The sequence below is a fragment of the Streptomyces sp. NPDC101178 genome (genome assembly GCF_044767965.1).
Lineage (GTDB): Bacteria > Actinomycetota > Actinomycetes > Streptomycetales > Streptomycetaceae > Streptomyces.
In genome coordinates this window covers 503,634-519,868 of the sequence record NZ_JBIWOZ010000002.1, presented here as the reverse complement: position 1 = coordinate 519,868, position 16,235 = coordinate 503,634, and the positions used below count along the sequence as shown (strand labels likewise).

Here is a 16,235-nt window from a genome sequence, read left to right as displayed (position 1 = left end):
GTGGACGAGTCAAGATTGCGAGCACCGGTGCAGAAGAAGCGGCCGCGGAGCAAGGGCAGCACGCGCGACGGTTCCGGGGCGACGCCTCCGGCTCCCGTCGCCACCAAGCGGACCGTACGGGTACGGAGCCGGCTGGTCGCCGGTGTCGCCGTCGTCGGGGTCATCGTCATCGCGGCGGGCGCCCCCGCCGCGATGAGCGCCTCCACCGATCTGGCCGAGTCCCAGCGGCTGGTGACCCTCTCCGAGCTGAACCGGCAGGCCGTCACCCTGGCCCACTCCCTCGCCGACGAGCGGGACGCCGTCACCGCGTACATCGCCGGCGGCCGCGCCGATGACGGCGAGGCCGGTGCCGAGAGCCGCCTCACCCGCACCGCCCGGGTCGACCAGCAGATCGACGAGATCCACGGTCCGGCCCCGGCGGCCCTGCGGCGCGACCTCTCCACCGTGCCCTCGCTGCGCCGCGACGCCCTCACCGGCAAGGGCTCGGCGCTCGACGCCCACCAGGCGTACTCCGAGGTCATCGCCAAGCTGCACGGCATCTCCGCCGAGCTGGCCGACAAGACCCCGCCGCGCGCCGCCGACGCCACCCGCGCCCCGCTCGCCCTCGGCGGAGCCGTCGAGCAGGCCTCCGCCACCCGCGGACTCCTCCTCGCCGCTCTCGCGGTGCCGACGCCCGAGCCCGCCGACCCGCAGATCGACCCCTTCACCGGGCTGCCGGTCGAGGGCCAGGACGACGAGACCGAACGGGCCGACCGCGACCGGGACGAGCTGAGCGCCGCCGCCCAGCAGGCCCGGGTCCGCGAGCTGGCCTCGCTCGCCGAGTTCGACCAGGCGGCGAACTCCGTCGCCCGCGACAAGCTCTCCGCCACCGTCACCGGCCCGGAGGTCAACAGCGCGGAGAAGTACCTCACCCGCCTCACCGACCGCCCCGAGCTCTCCGAGGGCGAGCGCAAGACCAGCGCCAAGAAGCTGGAGGCCGCGCTCTCCGCCCGGGTCGACCGGATGCGCAGCGTCGAGTCCGCGCTCGGCACCACCCAGGTCCAGCGCCTGGAAGGGATCCGCGACGACGACGTCACCGCCCTCGAACTGAGCATCGCCCTGCTCGGTGGCTGCTTCCTGCTCGCTGTCGGCGTCTCCACCGCCGTCGCCCGCACCCTCACCCAGCCGCTCGCCGTCCTCCGCATCGGCGCCGCCCGCCTCGCGGACGAGCCGGCGAGTGCCGAACCGGTCCGCTACACCGGCCGCAACGACGAGTTCGCCCAGGTCGTACGGTCGATGAACACCCTGCACGCCAAGCTCACCGGCCTCCAGCAGGAGTTCACCGGCCGCTTCGAGAGCCTCGACGCCGAGCGCGCCGAACTGATCGCGGGCCGCGAGACCCTCACCCTCCAGCGTGCCGAACTCCAGGTCCAGGCCGCAGAACTCGCCGCCCAGCTGGAGCGGCTGAAGAACACGGTCCACCACACCTTCGTCAACCTCTCGCTCCGCAACCTCGGCCTCGTCGAGCGGCAGCTCGGCGTGATCGAGAGCCTGGAGGAGCGCGAGCAGGACCCCGAGCGCCTCGCCACCCTGTTCAAGCTCGACCACATGGCCACGGTCATGCGCCGGCACAGCGAGAACATGCTCGTCCTCGCGGGCGCCGAGCACGGCCACGGCCACGTGGGCCCGATCCCGCTGGTCGACGTGGCCCGCGCGGCCGTCAGCGAGATCGAGCGGTACGAGCGGGTCACCATCCAGTCCCTGCCGCCGCACGCCCAGATCGCCGGGTTCGCCGCCGACGACCTCAGCCACCTCCTGGCCGAACTCCTGGAGAACGCCACCTCCTTCTCCCCGCCGGACTCCCATGTCGAGCTCTCCGGCTGGCTGCTGGAGACCGGCGAGGTGATGCTCTCCGTGCAGGACGCGGGCATCGGCATGTCGACCGTCCGGATGGGCGAGCTCAATGCGAGGCTGGCCGACCCGGCCTCCTTCGAGGCGGGGGAGCAGAGTGCCGACGGGGCCGGACTCGGGCTCCAGGTCACCTCGTTGCTGGCCGCCCGGCACGGCGTACGGGTCCAGCTGCGCGAGCAGAAGGGGAGTGGAGTGACGGCCGTCGTCGTCCTGCCGCAGACCCTGCTGCCGAACTCGCTCCCCGCCTCCTCGCCGCCCGCCGTACAGCTGCCCGGCGAGGCTCCGGCGCTGAACCTGCCGGGCTCGGTGGCCGAGGCCAACTCCAACGCCCTGCCGAGCCGTACACCGATGCTGCCGGGGCCGGAGGCGGCGGCGCCGCCCGTATCGGGGACGGCCGCCGGAGAGGCTTCGGAGCCGGTGGCGGAGGAGGCGCCTGAGCGGGAGCCCGGGGTGGCGCAGGAGGCCTCCGCCGAGCCGTTGGTCGAGCCTGCCGCCGAAGCCGTGGCCGCGCCTGCCGTCGACCCGATGATCGCCGCCGCCGAGCGGGTGATCCGCGAGGCCGGTGAGGCCGGTGAGCAGGAGACCGTTCCGGCCGAGGACGCGCGAGCGGACAAGAACGCGGACACGGGCGCGGGCGCGGGCAAGAACGCAGACGCGGACACGGACACGGACATCGAGTCGGACTCCGCTGTGGAGTCGGACTCCGAGGTCACGATGCAGGTCCGCCTGCCGCTACCGCCCGACTCCCCGGCCACCCCGGAACCCCGGGTCGCTCCGGCGCCCCCGGCCGCCCCGGAGCCCGCCGCCCCCACCACCCCCGGGCCCTCCGACCCGTACGCCATCGGCCCCGACCGCCACGAGCGTCCGGCCGACAGCGGTCCGGGTGACCAGGGCACGGACGGGCCCGAGTTCCGTCCCGCGCCCCGTGGCGAGGCCGCCGCCGACACCGTGCCCGGACCCCGACAGCCGCAGCCCGCCCGGGTCACCGACAAGGGCCTGCCCAAGCGCACGCCCAACGTGGTCCGGCCCGAGGGGGCTCCCACCACCGGCCGCACCGGCAGCCTGGACCGGGACGACCTGCGCCGCAGGCTCGGCAGCTTCCACCAGGCGGCGAAGGAGGGCCGGCGCGATGTCGAGGCCGAGATCGCCCAGTCCACCGGCCACATCGCCCTCGCCGACCACGAGGGCGTGACCACCGCACGGACCGGGCACGAGACAGGGACGACCGAGCAGACCGGCGGCCGCACGGACCGCCGGAACGGAGAGACGGGGGACACAGTCGAGGAGGCACGCAGTTGACTGCGCCCAGCACGTTCGGGCTGAGTACGGAGGCCCGGAACCTTCACTGGTTGCTGAGCAATCTCGTGGAGGAGGTGCCAGGGGTCCACTCGGTCACCGTCGTCTCGTCCGACGGGCTGATGCTGCTCTCCTCCGACCCCGGTCGCCACGAGGTGACGCCTGCCGGACCGTCGGACGGGCCCAAGGGGTCCAGTGCCGACCTGGCCACCATCGTTTCCGGCATCGGCTCGCTGACCGTCGGAGCCGCGAAGCTGATGGACGGCGGCGGTGTCAAACAGACCATGATCGCCATGGACGAGGGCAGCGTCTTCGTCATGTCGATCAGCGACGGCTCACTCCTCGGCGTCCACGCCACCCCTGACTGCGACATGAGCGTCGTCGCGTACCACATGGCCCTCTTCGTCGGCCGGGCCGGACACGTCCTCACCCCCGAACTCCGCAGTGAGCTGCGCAAATCGATGGAGAGTACCCAGTGACGACCGCCGCAGCCGAGCCTTCTCCCCGCCTCCCGGTCCGGGGCGCCGACAAGCGCCCGGCCAGGGTCCGCCCGTACTCCCTCACCGGAGGCCGCACCCGGTTCGGGCACGTCCTGCTCGTCGAGACGTTCGTCGCCGCTCTCGAAGCACCCGAGGAGCGCCGCGAGCTCACCAACGGCAACCTGGCCTCGCGCGTCATGCCGGAGCTCCAGGCCATCGTCGAAATCTGCCGCCGGATGCGTACGGTCGCGGAGATCTCGGCCCTGTTGAAGATGCCGCTCGGAGTCGTCCGGGTACTGCTCAGCGACCTGGCCGACCAAGGAAAGATCCGCGTGTACGGAACCGGTCACGGCACCGGTCAGCCCGACCGCGCACTGCTCGAAAGGGTGCTCAATGGACTCCGCCGTCTCTGAGGCGCCGCTCTTCGCCCCGCGCCAGGCGGGGCCCCGGGACCAGCTGTCGGACCCCCACGGCGAGCCGTCCCGGCCGCAGGACCAGGCCGAGGAGTCGCTCCAGGCCTGGCAGCTCGACCACACCCGCGCCCCGACCGCGACCAAGATCGTGGTGGCGGGCGGCTTCGGCGTGGGCAAGACGACGTTCGTCGGCTCGGTCTCCGAGATCACTCCGCTGAAGACCGAAGCGCTGATGACGCAGGCCAGCGAGGAGACCGACGACCTCTCCGCGACGCCCGAGAAGACCACCACCACGGTGGCCATGGACTTCGGCCGGCTCACCCTGGACGACGACCTCGTGCTGTACGTCTTCGGCACGCCCGGCCAGCAGCGTTTCTGGTTCATGTGGGACGACCTGGTACGCGGCGCGATCGGCGCGGTCGTCCTGGCCGACACCCGGCGGCTTGAGGACTGCTTCCCGGCGCTCGACTACTTCGAGAGCTGCAGGCTGCCGTACATCGTGGCGGTCAACCACTTCGAGGGAACCCCCGGTTACGAGGCGGAGGACGTCAGGGAGGCCCTGACCGTACCGCCGCAGGTGCCGATAGTGATCATGGACGCGCGTAACAGGATCACGGTCGTCGAGTCGCTCCTGGCCCTGGTGGGCCATGCTCTCGACGTCACGCCTGCCTAGTCCTCCTCGAACCAGAGACAAACGGAGAGCCGCGATGCGGAAGATACTCATAGTCGGAGCCGGCCAGTCAGGTCTCCAGCTGGCCCTCGGACTGCAGTCCCGAGGTTACGAAGTCACGCTGATGTCCAACCGCACGGCCGACGAGATCCGCACCGGCCGGGTCATGTCGACGCAGTGCATGTTCCACACCGCGCTCCAGCACGAGCGGGACTACCAGCTGAACTTCTGGGAGTCCCAGGCCCCGAGGATCGAGGGGGTCGGTGTCTCCGTCGCCGCGCCGGACTCCTCGCGCGCCATCGACTGGGTCGGCAAGCTCGACGGGTACGCGCAGTCGGTCGACCAGCGCGTGAAGATGGCCGGCTGGATGGAGACCTTCGCCCAGCGTGGCGGGCAGCTCGTCATCCACGGGGCGGCCGTCTCCGACCTGGACTACTTCTCGCGTACGTACGACCTGGTGATGGTCTCGGCCGGCAAGGGCGAGCTGGTCTCCATGTTCGGCCGGGACGCGGCGCGTTCGCCGTTCGACGCCCCGCAGCGTGCGCTGGCCGTCGCCTACGTGCACGGCATGGGCCCGCGCCCGGAGCACCCGGAGTTCGACGCGGTCCGCTGCAACCTGGTGCCCGGCGTCGGCGAGCTGTTCGTGATGCCGACGCTCACCACCTCCGGCCGCGCCGACATCCTCTTCTGGGAGGGCGTCCCGGGCGGCCCGCTCGACGCCTTCCAGGGCATCAAGGACCCCTCCGAGCACCTGGCGAAGACGCTGGAGCTGATGGAGAGGTTCACGCCCTGGGAGTACGCCCGCGCCACCAAGGTCGAACTGACCGACGCCAACGGCACCCTCGCCGGCCGCTACGCCCCCACCGTCCGCAAGCCGATCGGCCGGCTCCCCGGCGGCGGCCTGGTCCTCGGCGTCGCGGACGTCGTCGTGGCCAACGACCCGATCACCGGCCAGGGCTCCAACTCGGCCTCCAAGTGCGCCGACTCCTACCTGGAATCGATCCTGGCCCACGGCGACAAGGAGTTCGACGGGGCCTGGATGCAGTCCACCTTCGACCGCTACTGGCACACCGCCCAGCACGTCGTGAAGTGGACCAACGCGATGCTCGGCGCCCCGCCGGAGCACGTCCTGAACCTGATCGGCGCCGCCGGCCAGCTCCAGCCCGTCGCGGACCGCTTCGCCAACGGCTTCAACGACCCGGCGGACTTCGACAACTTCTTCTTCGACCCGGAGAAGACGAACGCGTACCTGGCCTCGGTCTCCGGCGCCTGAGCGGCCTGTCGTCCTGGTGGCCGCCGCTCCGGCCACCAGGACTACTCGGGTGCCCGGTCCACGCCGTACCCCGTGTCCGAGCCGTCGCGGGCGCCCTCGGGGAGGTCCGGGCGGGTGTACGTGGACAGGGGGGTGCCTGCGGGATCGGGGCGGACGGCGCCCAGCAGCGGGTTGGACGCGACCGGGGAGACCTTGACCTTGGTGCCGCGGCGGGGGGCCTGGATCACCAGGCCGTCGCCGATGTACAGCGCCACGTGCGTGGCCTTCGGGAAGTAGATCACCAGGTCGCCGGGGCGCAGTGAGGAGATCGGGACCTTCGGGAGCTGCTTCCACTGCTCCTGCGAGGTGCGCGGGACCGGGCGGCCCGCCGTCGCCCAGGCCTGGGAGGTCAGGCCGGAGCAGTCGAAGGAGCCGGGGCCCTCGGCGCCCCACACGTACGGCTTGCCGATCTGCTCGATCGCGTACGAGACGGCGTCACCGCCCTGCCGGGTCGGCGGCCGGGCCGTGCTGAGCGCGCCGGAGGCGACCAGTTCGCTCTGGGCCGCCGTCACGCCCCGCTCTTCGAGTCCGGCCAGCTGGGTCAGCTGCTCGGCGGAGAGCGTGGCCAGCAGCGCCTCCACCTCCTTCAGCTTGTCGCGCACGGCGTCGCGCTGCTTCTTCTGCCGTGCGACCAGCTTCTTCTGCTCGTCGACCGCCTTGCGCGCGGCGGCGGCCAAGGCGTCGGCGCGGCGGGCGTTCGCGGTCAGGCGTTCGACCGTGGCGGCGCGGCCCGCCGCCACCCGTTCGACGACATGGCTCTGATCCAGGGCGCGCAGCGGGTCCCGGGCCAGCAGCAGCTGGAGGTAGGCGGAGAACTCGGTGCGCCCCTGGTACTGCTGCCGGGCCAGCCGTCCGGCGTCCCCCCGGCTGAGCTCCAGCGCGGCTTGCGCCTTCGCCAGCTCACCGCTCACCTTCTTCGCCTGCGCCGTCCGCTGCTTCAGCTTCTCGGCGGTGGCGTTGTAGGTCTCGCTCGCCTCCTCGGCCACCTGGTAGCGGGTCCGGAGGTCGCGGAGGAGGGTCGTGACGCTCTTCGCTCCACCGGCTTCGGGAGCTGCTTCGGGGGCGGCCAGCGCTGTCTCCGCGTCCACCTCTGCCGCGTCGTCCCCTTCGGGGCGTACGGGCTCCTCGGACGGCACAGGCAGAGGGGTCGGCTCGGCCGGTGCGGCGGTGGCGGGGGCGACCGCCAGGGCCGTGGCGAGTGCGGTCGCGCAGACCGCGCGCAGGAGCCTGCCTGACATGACATCACCTCCGTTACGGAGACGGGAACCGGAAGAATCGGACTCGTCCATCAGTGAGTGGGCTCATCCGATTAATCCGGTCACCTGGTGTCAGGTCATGCAAGCACCGCACCGCGTGCCGTCCGGGGATGCCCCGGACGGCGGAGGCCGTACGGTCGCCTTCGGCTCAGCTCACCGGGAAGGCGTAGAAGGCCCTGTCCCGCTGGACGATGACGTACCCGCCGACGGCGAGCGTCCGGTACGGGGCGCTCACCGTGGCCCCCTTCGGTTCGGCGACCCCGATGTCCTGGAACTTCCACAGCCGCTCCCCGTCGGCCGCCGAGAACGCCGTGACCTGGGTGGCGTCGGAGGCGAGCAGGGTCTTTCCGCTGCTGCTCAGAGTGAGGGCGGGGGCGCTCCCGACGCCCGGCACCTCCGTCGAGCGCCGCCAGGCCAGGCGCCCGCTCTCCCGCTCCACCGCGCCGATCTGCCGGCTGCGCTCGGTGGTGTGGAGGAACGGGCCCGCCACGAGCGGGGTGCCGAAGGCCGAGCCCTCCGTGCCGTCGACCCGCCACAGCGGCTTGCCGGTGTCCGCCTCGAACGACTGGAGATCGGCGCCGACCCCCGCGTACAGGATCCCGTCCTCGTCACCCGTGACGGCCGCCTCCGGGCCGGACGCGCCGTACTGCCTGGCCCACCGCAGCTTGCCGGTCTGCTGATCGAAGGAGCGGACGGAGCCCTTCCCCTTGGCCGCCTTGACCTCGGCCGCCGTCAGGGTGACCGCGTCCTGCCGGACGAGGAGATCGGCCGAGCGTTCCGCGACCACCCGGTACAGGGGCGTGCCGGGGGCGCGGCCCGCCGGTACCTGCGTACGCCAGACCTCGGCGCGCCGGACGATGTCGTACGCGAAGAAGTACGCCTGGACGACCTTCCTGTCCGCCGCCCTCTTCTTGCCCTTTTTCGGCTTGGGGGCCTTCACGGTGACCGTGCGCGAGCCGGTGAACCAGACCACCGGACCGGAGTGGCCCGCCAGCCGTCCCACCTGAAGGTCCGGCAGGTCGGTGAAGCCGTCCGCGTACCGCACGCGGTGCACGACCGTGCCGTCCTTCGGCGCGAGCCAGAGGAACTCCGTCGGGCTCGCCACGAAGCACAGGTCGCCCGCGACCAGCGCCGCCTGGCCCTTGGCCGCGTCCGCGCGCTGCCAGACCCGCTTGCCGGTGCTCACGTCGACGGCGCTCGCCTGGCTCTCGCTGGTCACCACCAGCAGCCGGTCCCGCCAGAGCGCGGTGGTCAGCGGGGCGGACTCGGAGGCCGGGTGGGAGTAGCTCCAGCGCGGCTCGGGGGGCTGGCCGGGGAGCGTGGGGCGCGGCTTCGGCGGTGCGGGCTTGGCGTCCGTGGCGGCCGCGGTCTCCCCGCCGCCGATCGCGGCGACCGCGCCGCCGCCCACGACGAGCCCGCCGACCGCCGCCGCCGCGATGGTGATCAGGGTCCGGCGGCTGGTGGCGGAGCCTTCCGGAGGGGTCGGCGTGGGCGGGAGGGGCAGGGCGACCATGGGGCTGGTGCCGTTGTTGCCTTGGGCCGTGGTCGCGGAGGGCGGGAGCGCCGCTGCCGGGTAGGGGGCGGGGCTGCCGTACGTGTGGTGGGGGACCGGTGCCGGGAGGGCTGCGGGGGCGTTGCCCGGGGCCGGGGGCAGGCCTTGAGGGAGGGCGAGCTGAGTCGTCGCGCGGTCGGACCGGGGCGGCTTGGGGCCGGTGTTGAGGAAGCGGGTGGTGCCCCGGTCCTCGCCGATGTCCCCGGTGCCGGCACCGGCGTTGTTGCTGGTGGTGGCTGCGGTGGTCGTGGTGGCGCTCGGGGCGGTGGGGGTCTGCGGGGCAGGTGGCTCGGCCGGCGCGTCCGTCGGCCGTGCGTCCCCGGGCTTCCCGGTGGGCACCGCGTCCTCCGGCTCCCCCGCAGGCCGCGCGTTCTCCTCCGGCGCCCCCAACCCCCGTACCCCCGCCTCCTGGTCCGCGACCGCCGCCGCGAGCCGCTCGGGCAGCCAGCCGCCCCGGGCCAGGCCCGCCGCGCCCTCCAGGGCCAGTTCGGCGGCGACCGTGCCGGCGGTGGGCCGCTCGGCCGGGTCCTTGGCCAGGCAGGCCGCGATCAGGGCGCGCAACTCGTCCGGCACGGCGTCCAGTTCGGGGTCGGCCTCGGCGATCCGGCGGGCGGCCTCCTCGGGCGGGCCCTCCGTGAACGGGGTCGTCCCCGTGGCCGCGTACGCCAGCAGCAGCCCCAGCACGAACAGGTCGGACGGCGCGCCGACCTCCTTGCCCTCGACCTGCTCCGGCGTGAGGTAGCCCAGCCGCACCGAGAGCTGCCCGCCCGGCCGCGCCTCCGCCGTCGCCGCCGCGCCCAGCGGGCCGAACGCGGTGAGCCGGGGCCCGTCCTCGGCCAGCAGCACCGTGCCCGGGGCCAGCCCCTGGAGCACCGAGCCGCCCGCGTGCACCCGGGAGAGGATCTCGGCGGTGCCCGCGCCCAGTATCCGCAGGGCGCGCTCCGGCAGCGGGCCCGCGATGCCGACCGCCTCGGCCAGCGGCACAGCGGGGACGTACGCGGTCGCGGTCCAGAGCAGCTCGTCCTCGCCGGACTCCAGGGAGCCCGTCTCCGGGGAGCCGCTCCCCAGCGGCGGCGACACCCAGCCGCCCGCGAGGCGTTCGGCGGTGCGGGCCTCGGCCTGGAAGCGGCGCCGGAACGCGGGGACGGCGGCGAGCGCGGGGCGCGCGGCGGTGATCACGGCGAGTTCGCCGGTGCCGGTGTCCCGGCCCACGTACCGCACGGCGCTCGCGGCTTCCTGGAAGCGGGCCAGCACGGTGAAGCGACCGAAACGGCGTGGATCTTCCCTACGCAGCGCCTCCATGGCGCACCCCCCTTGTGACCGTCCTCCGGCGCCCGAGTGACCCGTCCCTCGGCACCTGACCGTCGATCTTAGGGCCTGCGCCTGGGGAAGCGGGCGTTCAGGGCTTGGACCAGGGCCACTTGACGTTGGGGCGCTTACGGCCGCCGGGAGCGTACTCGTACACCCAGCCGCGCTGGAGGCCGAGCCGCTTGGTGTAGCCGGCCGGGACGCGTTCGTACGCGTACACGGTGGGCGGGGAGCCGTCGGGGGAGGGCACGGGGACCTCGTACCACTTCGGCGGGTGGCCGGTCGGGCCCACCAGGACGGGCAGCACCCGGCCGTCCAGGGGGCCGCCGCGGAAAGGGGTGTTCTCGCTCTTCACCCGGTCAGTCTGCCGCAGTGGCCTGCGGCAGCAGGTGTGCCGCCTCGGCGACGACCGGGATGACCAGCTCGGCCAGCCGTCCGGCCGGGCCGTCCGGGGTCTCCAGCGTCAGCAGGTCGCGTACCACCGCCGCGGCCTCCTCGTCGGTGGCCGCCGTCGCGGCGAGCAGCGCGATGAGGTGGTCGACCAGCCAGCCGCGCAGCTCGGCCGCCGGGGGCCGCTTGCCCTCGTCCAGCCAGATCAGCGACGCCGCCTCGACGGCCGCGATCCAGCTGCGGACCATCATCCGCAGCCTCGGCCCTGCGCTCTGCGTGGCCGCGCCCCGCTCCCCGGCGGAGCCGATCCGGCCGAGGTGGCTGAGGATCTCCTCCGCCGCCGCGCGCCGGACGCCGTCCACGATGCTCGTCGTCCGGGAGGTCTCCACCACGCTGCCACCGCGCAGCAGTGCGCTGAAGCCGGTGTCGTGCTCGTCGACGAAGCGGAGGTAGCGGTCCAGGACCCGGGCCACCCGCTCGGTGGGCGGGCCCACCGGCGGCTCGGTGAAGCAGAGCTTCAGCTCGTCGGCGGCCGAGCCGAGCGCGGCCTCGTACAACTGCTGCCGGCCGCCCGGGAAGTAGCGGTAGACCAGCGGCCGGGAGACGCCGGCCGCCACCGCCACCTCGTCCAGCGAGACCTCGTCCGGGGCCCGGTGGGCGAAGAGGCCGAGCGCCGCGGCCAGGAGCTGGGCGCGGCGCTCCTCGACACTGAGCCTGCGGTACGCGCGGGGCGGCGGCGGGGCTGCGGCGGTGGACGTCATGGTCCCGAGCCTAAAGCCTCCGGTGCGCACGGCCTCAGGCCAGCAGCCCTGAACTGCGCCACAGCCTGCGGCTGACGCCGTTCAGCAGCCCGATGTCGTCGAAGAAGTCCGTCAGCCGCTTCGACCCGGTCTGCATCACCTCCCTGCGGTGGCCGCTCGCCTTCACCTGGGCGACGGCCTCCCGCCGGTCCAGGCCGACGTTCTCGTACACCTGCGGGTTGACGAAGCAGACGGAGAAGACCCGGGCCGCCTCGCCGCAGCTGACCTTGGTCAGTTCCCGCTCCCAGCGCGGGGCGGTCACCATCTGGCGGCGCAGCTCCTCACGTGCGTACCGGACGTGCCGGGCCTCCTCGATGACGTGGATCCGGGTCACGCCGCGCACCAGGGTCTGCACCCGGTCGTCCGGGAAGGTCAGCCGCTGCATCCAGTCGAGGATCTCCTCGCCGAGCAGGGTCGCGGCGAACGAACCGGGCGTGGTGGAGACGGTCTTCAGGACCCGGGCCAGGTTGTGGTAGACGCGCGGCACCTCGTACGTCGGGGCGCCGCCCCAGTCGATCATGCGGCCGAACATCATCGAGTGGCGGCACTCGTCGGCTATCTCGGTGAGGGCGTAGCGGACGTGGTTGCTGGTGACGGGCTTGTCGTAGACGTGCCGGACCAGCAGCTGCATCAGGATGATCTCGAACCAGATGCCGAGCGAGGCGAGGGCCGCGCCCTCGTGCCGGGAGAGGTCCAGGCGCTGCTCCTCGGACATCCGGTGCCACATCGGGGTGTCGTAGAGCGAGAGCAGCTCCGGCGGCCAGAACCACTTGCCCTCCTCCACCGCCGTGTCCCAGTCGAGTTCGGTGTCGGGGTCGAAGGAGTGCTTGGCCGAGGATTCGAGCAGCCGCGCGGCGATCTGCTCACGGTCGCGGAGCGGGCCGAGGGCGTCACGGAGCACGGTCACGTCGCGGTCGGCGGGCGTCACGGTCGTCATGGCGGGAGCACCTCACAGGCACAGGGGTGGCCGGACACGGGAGTTACCGGCGGTCACCTCTTATGAGACTGCTCGTCAGCAAGGCCGTCAATCCCTTGCGCACGACTCCGTGCGACTTGTTGACCCGCCGTCTACCAACGTGTGAACCTGCGAGGGGAGGCGACGGGCGGGAAGCTCTCAACCGCCTTCGTCACTACGGAACTTGTCGGGCCGATCGAGTCAGCCGAGGCGAAGGAGCCGTCCGTGTCCACCCATGACCTCTACATCACCCCGCCGTCCGCACCGCTCTGGCAGGTACCTGCCACCGGAGCCGCCCGGTTCAGCTGGGACTACGACGACGGCCGCGAACGCCTGCTCGCCCTCTACCAGAAGGGCAAGGACAAGCAGTGGGACGGCAACAAGCGCATCGACTGGTCGCTGGAGGTCGACCCCACCGACCCGCTCGGCACCCCCGACGAGGCGCTCACGCTCTACGGCACCCCGCACTGGGCGAAGATGACGGAGAGGGACCGGGGCGAGCTGCGCAAGCACTACACCTCCTGGCAGTTCAGCCAGTTCCTCCACGGCGAGCAGGGCGCGATGGTCTGCGCGGCCAGGATCGTGGAGTCCGTCCCCGACCTGGACGCCAAGTTCTACTCCGCCACCCAGACCATGGACGAGGCCCGGCACGCGGAGATCTACGGCCGCTTCCTGCACGAGAAGATCGGCATGCTCTACCCGGTCAACGACAACCTCCAGGGCCTGCTGGGCGACACCCTGCGCGACTCCCGCTGGGACATGCCGTACCTCGGGATGCAGGTGCTGATAGAAGGGCTCGCGCTCGCCGCCTTCGGAATGATCCGCGACACCACCACCAAGCCGCTGCCCAAGCAGATCCTCGCCTACGTCATGCAGGACGAGGCCCGTCACGTCGCCTTCGGGCGGATGGCGCTGCGCGACTACTACAAGCAGCTGAGCGACGCCGAACTGCGCGAGCGCGAGGAGTTCGTCATCGAGGGCTGCTACCTGATGCGCGACCGGCTCAGCGGTGTCGAGGTCCTGGAGAACTTCGGCATCGGCAAGCAGGAGGCGAAGGATCTCTCGGAGCACTCGGAGTTCCTCCAGCTCTTCCGCAAGCTGCTGTTCAGCCGGATCGTGCCGTGCGTCAAGGACATCGGCCTGTGGGGCCCGCGGCTCCAGAAGGCGTACGTCGACATGGGCGTCCTGGAACTCGGCGACTCCAACCTGGACCTGCTCATGTCCCAGGACGAGGAGATAGCCGAGGAACTGGACCGCGAACGCTTCGCCGCCGAGGAGGAGGCCCGGGTGGCGGAGGTCGCCGAGGCGATCGTGGAGGGGCGGGAAGAGGCGGCCTGAGGCGTCCGGCTGCCCGGTGGTGTGAGCGGGGGCGGTACCAAAACCGGCCGTATCGAAATTCCGTTCGCAAACGTGTCGTACCGTGAGCGCATGACCACCCCGCCTCAGCCGCCGCAGGGCCCGTACGGCCCGCCGCCCCCGCACCCCCAGCAGAACCCGTACGGTCCGCCGGCCGCCGCCCCCGGAGTGCCGCAGCAGCCTTACGGCTACCCGCAGCAGCCGCCGGCCGCGCCTCAGCAGGGTGGCGGCTGGGGGCAGCAGCAGCCCGGTGCGGCCGGCTGGGGCGGTCCGGGTGCGGGCGGGTGGCCGCCGCAGGGGCCGGGTGCGCAGCCGCCGCGGAAGAAGCGGACCGGGCTGATCGTCGGCATCGTGGTGGGCGCGGTCGTGCTGGCGGGCGGCATCGCCTTCGGCGTCTCCCAGCTGTTCGGGAAGACCGTCGATGCGGCGTTCCCGGACGCCGAGTACAAGCTCGTCCTGGAACAGAAGCTGCTGGACGGTGAGTTCACCCTGGCCCAGGACCTGTCCTCGACCGAGGGCAAGAAGATCGAGAAGATGTACGACCCCACCGTCCGGGACGCGAAGGCGGTGGTCGGCCAGTACAGCTCGGCCACGGGCGGGGCGCTGGTGATCTCCGGGATGTACGGGAGGTTCGCCGACCCGGACGTGATGACCGGCAAGATGATGGACGGCGGGGCCGAAGGGGAGGGCGCGAGCGTCGTCGTCCCGCCGAAGAAGTTCACCCCCGCCGGGTACGACATCACGCTGGAGTGCCAGGTGCTCCAGTCGGTCAAGGGCGGCATCAAGGCCAACGTTCCGATGTGCGCCTGGGGTGACGACAACACCGGGGTGTCGGTGGGGATCATCCGCGCCGAGACGGCCCTGAAGGACGCCTCGGCGATCGACCTGGAGGCGGCGGCGGCCGAGACCGCCAGGATCCGCGAGGAGATCCGCCGGCCGATCGGCTGACCGGCCGCCCACGGCGGGGGTGCGCGGTTCAGCGCGCTTCCGCCGGTGCCGGGAAGCGGGTGCGCAAGGTGAACGCCCGTTCCGTCGGGCCGTGTTCGCGGAGGTGCAGCAGGCGCTCCTCGGCGTCCGCGACCGTCGGGCGTTCACCCGCCGGCACCCACCACAGCGCGGTCATCGCCTCACTCACCTGCTCGAACCACTCGCGGCGCCGGCGCAGCAACTCCCGGTGCAGGCCCGCGTACATGAAGCCCGTCAGCGCCTCCGCGTCCTGCCACACCGACAGGTTCACGATCAGCCACTCGTCCCCGAACACCGGTACGTCGGTGGCGTTCCCGGAGTCCGAGCGCAGCCGCCACACGAACCCCTCGGCTTCGTCGGCGACCGCGTTCACCGGGTCCAGGCCGTCGACGAAGTCCTTCAACTGCGGTGATTCCAGCGGGAATCTGAGCCGGGCGATGTTCACCTGGGCCAACTCGTGTTTTGCGCCGCCTGTTTGCGTCTCGGTGAAGGTCATGGCCGCACCGTAGGCAGAGCGTTCTCCAGCGCGCGGGCCATTCCGAGCAGCGAGACGTCCGCCCCGCGCGCCGCCACCAGCTGGAGCCCCACCGGGCAGCCGTCGGCCGTGAATCCGGCGGGCAGGCTCGCCGCCGGATGGCCGCTGAGGTTGAACGCCCAGGTCAGCGCGGTCGAGTAGCGGTCGCCCGGCCCCTCGTGCCCGTGCGGCCGGTTCGGCGTGGCCGGGCTCAGCAGCAGGGGCGCGGCCGCGAAGAGCGCGTCGAGCCGTTCGTCGTTCGCCCGCCGGACCGCCACCGCCCCGGCGTCGTCCGGTGACCCGGCTCGTACCGCCTGCCAGGCCGGGCCCGGATCGAGCAGCTCGCACCCGGCCTCCACCAGGCGCACGGCCCCGGCCGCGACCAGCCGGTCCACCGCCGCCCGCACCACGGCCGCCACCTCCGGATCCACCTCCGCGAACCCCAGGTCCTCGCTGTACACGGCGGGCAGGGGCAGGGAAGGCGCGGTGAACTCCTCGTACCCGGGCAGCACATGGCGTACGTACCGCTCCGCATCCGCCGCCGACCTGGCCAGCACGCCCGCCGCCGCCAGGCCCGAGGTGTCCGGCGACGGGAGCAGCCCGTTCGTCGTCTTCAGCCCGAACACCCCGCACCAGGCGGCCGGGATGCGCACCGACCCGGCTCCGTCGCTGCCCGTCGCGAGCTCCACCATTCCCGCCGCCACCGCGACCGCCGAGCCCGCCGACGAACCGCCGGGCGTTCGGTCGGCCCGCCACGGGTTGACCGTGCGGCCGTGCGCGCCCTGCCCCCAGGTCTGCCAGTAGGTGCCGGGGCCGGGCACCGAGGTCGCGCCGACCGGGACGCCGCCGGCCGCGATCAGCCGTCGGGCCGCGTACGAGCGGATACCGGTCGGGCCCTTCACGGCGAACGGCAGCCCGCGCAGGGGGAGTTGCCTGGCCTGCGGCTCGCGGGCCGACGCCTCCTCCGGCCAGACCTCGATGAACGCGTTGAGCGCCGGGTCCAGCCGGGCGATCCGCTCCAGGGCCCGCGCCACGGCGGACGGCGTCGACGTCATGTCCGTAAGCCTCCCCGTAAGAC

The 16,235-nt window shown here is 72.7% G+C and carries 14 protein-coding genes; 7 read left to right on the top strand and 7 right to left on the bottom strand.

Annotation, left to right across the window (positions count from 1 at the left end; translation table 11 throughout):
* Nucleotides 1-27: 27 nt before the first annotated feature.
* The 5 genes from ACIRR8_RS06405 to ACIRR8_RS06385 are packed head-to-tail and all read left to right on the top strand — an operon-like array spanning nt 28 to nt 6,021.
* Complete coding sequence (locus tag ACIRR8_RS06405; protein ID WP_404060699.1) at nt 28-3,189, top strand: nitrate- and nitrite sensing domain-containing protein; 3,162 nt, start codon at nt 28-30, stop codon at nt 3,187-3,189.
* Entirely contained in the window at nt 3,186-3,665 is a 480-nt protein-coding gene (locus ACIRR8_RS06400; protein ID WP_404059695.1) for a roadblock/LC7 domain-containing protein, read from the top strand. Before ACIRR8_RS06405 ends, ACIRR8_RS06400 begins: the two co-directional genes overlap by 4 nt.
* Nucleotides 3,662-4,078 (top strand): DUF742 domain-containing protein, encoded by a 417-nt coding sequence (locus tag ACIRR8_RS06395; RefSeq protein WP_015611323.1) that lies wholly within the window; start codon nt 3,662-3,664, stop codon nt 4,076-4,078. Before ACIRR8_RS06400 ends, ACIRR8_RS06395 begins: the two co-directional genes overlap by 4 nt.
* Nucleotides 4,059-4,751, top strand: coding sequence for a GTP-binding protein (locus tag ACIRR8_RS06390; RefSeq protein WP_404059692.1), 693 nt, complete (start codon nt 4,059-4,061; stop codon nt 4,749-4,751). Before ACIRR8_RS06395 ends, ACIRR8_RS06390 begins: the two co-directional genes overlap by 20 nt.
* Before the next feature lie 34 nt (nt 4,752-4,785).
* Nucleotides 4,786-6,021: a styrene monooxygenase/indole monooxygenase family protein gene (locus tag ACIRR8_RS06385; RefSeq protein WP_404059690.1), complete on the top strand. Its 1,236-nt coding sequence runs from the start codon at nt 4,786-4,788 to the stop codon at nt 6,019-6,021.
* A gap of 41 nt (nt 6,022-6,062) precedes the next feature.
* Here ACIRR8_RS06385 and ACIRR8_RS06380 read toward each other — a convergent pair whose 3' ends face one another.
* From ACIRR8_RS06380 to ACIRR8_RS06360, 5 genes are all read right to left on the bottom strand, one after another.
* Nucleotides 6,063-7,298 (bottom strand): NlpC/P60 family protein, encoded by a 1,236-nt coding sequence (locus ACIRR8_RS06380; RefSeq protein ID WP_404059687.1) that lies wholly within the window; start codon nt 7,296-7,298, stop codon nt 6,063-6,065.
* A 166-nt stretch (nt 7,299-7,464) separates the two neighbouring features.
* The gene (locus tag ACIRR8_RS06375; protein WP_404059685.1) at nt 7,465-10,170 is read right to left on the bottom strand and encodes a PQQ-binding-like beta-propeller repeat protein; all 2,706 of its coding nucleotides are present in this window, start codon (nt 10,168-10,170) and stop codon (nt 7,465-7,467) included.
* Between the two features lie 97 nt (nt 10,171-10,267).
* A complete protein-coding gene (locus tag ACIRR8_RS06370; protein ID WP_404059683.1) occupies nt 10,268-10,531 on the bottom strand; it encodes a hypothetical protein in 264 nt (87 codons plus the stop codon).
* 4 nt (nt 10,532-10,535) lie between these two features.
* Complete coding sequence (locus ACIRR8_RS06365; RefSeq protein ID WP_404059680.1) at nt 10,536-11,327, bottom strand: TetR/AcrR family transcriptional regulator; 792 nt, start codon at nt 11,325-11,327, stop codon at nt 10,536-10,538.
* Nucleotides 11,328-11,361: 34 nt separating this feature from the next.
* On the bottom strand, nt 11,362-12,303 hold the full coding sequence (locus ACIRR8_RS06360) for a diiron oxygenase (protein WP_404059677.1): 942 nt from the start codon (nt 12,301-12,303) through the stop codon (nt 11,362-11,364).
* Between the two features lie 243 nt (nt 12,304-12,546).
* Here ACIRR8_RS06360 and ACIRR8_RS06355 point away from each other — a divergent pair, with 243 nt between their 5' ends.
* Together ACIRR8_RS06355 and ACIRR8_RS06350 are read left to right on the top strand one after the other, a co-directional pair.
* Nucleotides 12,547-13,659: a ferritin-like domain-containing protein gene (locus ACIRR8_RS06355; RefSeq protein WP_404059675.1), complete on the top strand. Its 1,113-nt coding sequence runs from the start codon at nt 12,547-12,549 to the stop codon at nt 13,657-13,659.
* Nucleotides 13,660-13,749: 90 nt separating this feature from the next.
* The gene (locus ACIRR8_RS06350; protein WP_404059672.1) at nt 13,750-14,625 is read left to right on the top strand and encodes a hypothetical protein; all 876 of its coding nucleotides are present in this window, start codon (nt 13,750-13,752) and stop codon (nt 14,623-14,625) included.
* Nucleotides 14,626-14,653: 28 nt separating this feature from the next.
* On the opposite strand, the gene ACIRR8_RS06345 is transcribed toward ACIRR8_RS06350, so the two are convergent.
* Both ACIRR8_RS06345 and ACIRR8_RS06340 read right to left on the bottom strand, forming a co-directional pair.
* Nucleotides 14,654-15,139 carry a DUF3291 domain-containing protein gene (locus ACIRR8_RS06345; RefSeq protein WP_404059669.1) on the bottom strand — a complete coding sequence of 162 codons (486 nt, stop codon included), beginning with the start codon at nt 15,137-15,139 and terminating at the stop codon, nt 14,654-14,656.
* Nucleotides 15,136-16,212, bottom strand: coding sequence for an amidase family protein (locus ACIRR8_RS06340; RefSeq protein ID WP_404059666.1), 1,077 nt, complete (start codon nt 16,210-16,212; stop codon nt 15,136-15,138). The genes ACIRR8_RS06345 and ACIRR8_RS06340 overlap by 4 nt, the downstream gene beginning before the upstream one ends.
* Between the last annotated feature and the right edge of the window lie 23 nt (nt 16,213-16,235).

Bases quoted from the DNA above. Each gene is read 5' to 3' on its own strand.
- ACIRR8_RS06390 (WP_404059692.1), top strand. From the start codon at position 4,059: ATGGACTCCGCCGTCTCTGAGGCGCCGCTCTTCGCCCCGCGCCAGGCG.
- ACIRR8_RS06385 (WP_404059690.1), top strand. From the start codon at position 4,786: ATGCGGAAGATACTCATAGTCGGAGCCGGCCAGTCAGGTCTCCAGCTG.
- ACIRR8_RS06380 (WP_404059687.1), bottom strand. From the start codon at position 7,298: ATGTCAGGCAGGCTCCTGCGCGCGGTCTGCGCGACCGCACTCGCCACG.
- ACIRR8_RS06375 (WP_404059685.1), bottom strand. From the start codon at position 10,170: ATGGAGGCGCTGCGTAGGGAAGATCCACGCCGTTTCGGTCGCTTCACC.
- ACIRR8_RS06365 (WP_404059680.1), bottom strand. From the start codon at position 11,327: ATGACGTCCACCGCCGCAGCCCCGCCGCCGCCCCGCGCGTACCGCAGG.
- ACIRR8_RS06360 (WP_404059677.1), bottom strand. From the start codon at position 12,303: ATGACGACCGTGACGCCCGCCGACCGCGACGTGACCGTGCTCCGTGAC.
- ACIRR8_RS06350 (WP_404059672.1), top strand. From the start codon at position 13,750: ATGACCACCCCGCCTCAGCCGCCGCAGGGCCCGTACGGCCCGCCGCCC.
- ACIRR8_RS06345 (WP_404059669.1), bottom strand. From the start codon at position 15,139: ATGACCTTCACCGAGACGCAAACAGGCGGCGCAAAACACGAGTTGGCC.
- ACIRR8_RS06340 (WP_404059666.1), bottom strand. From the start codon at position 16,212: ATGACGTCGACGCCGTCCGCCGTGGCGCGGGCCCTGGAGCGGATCGCC.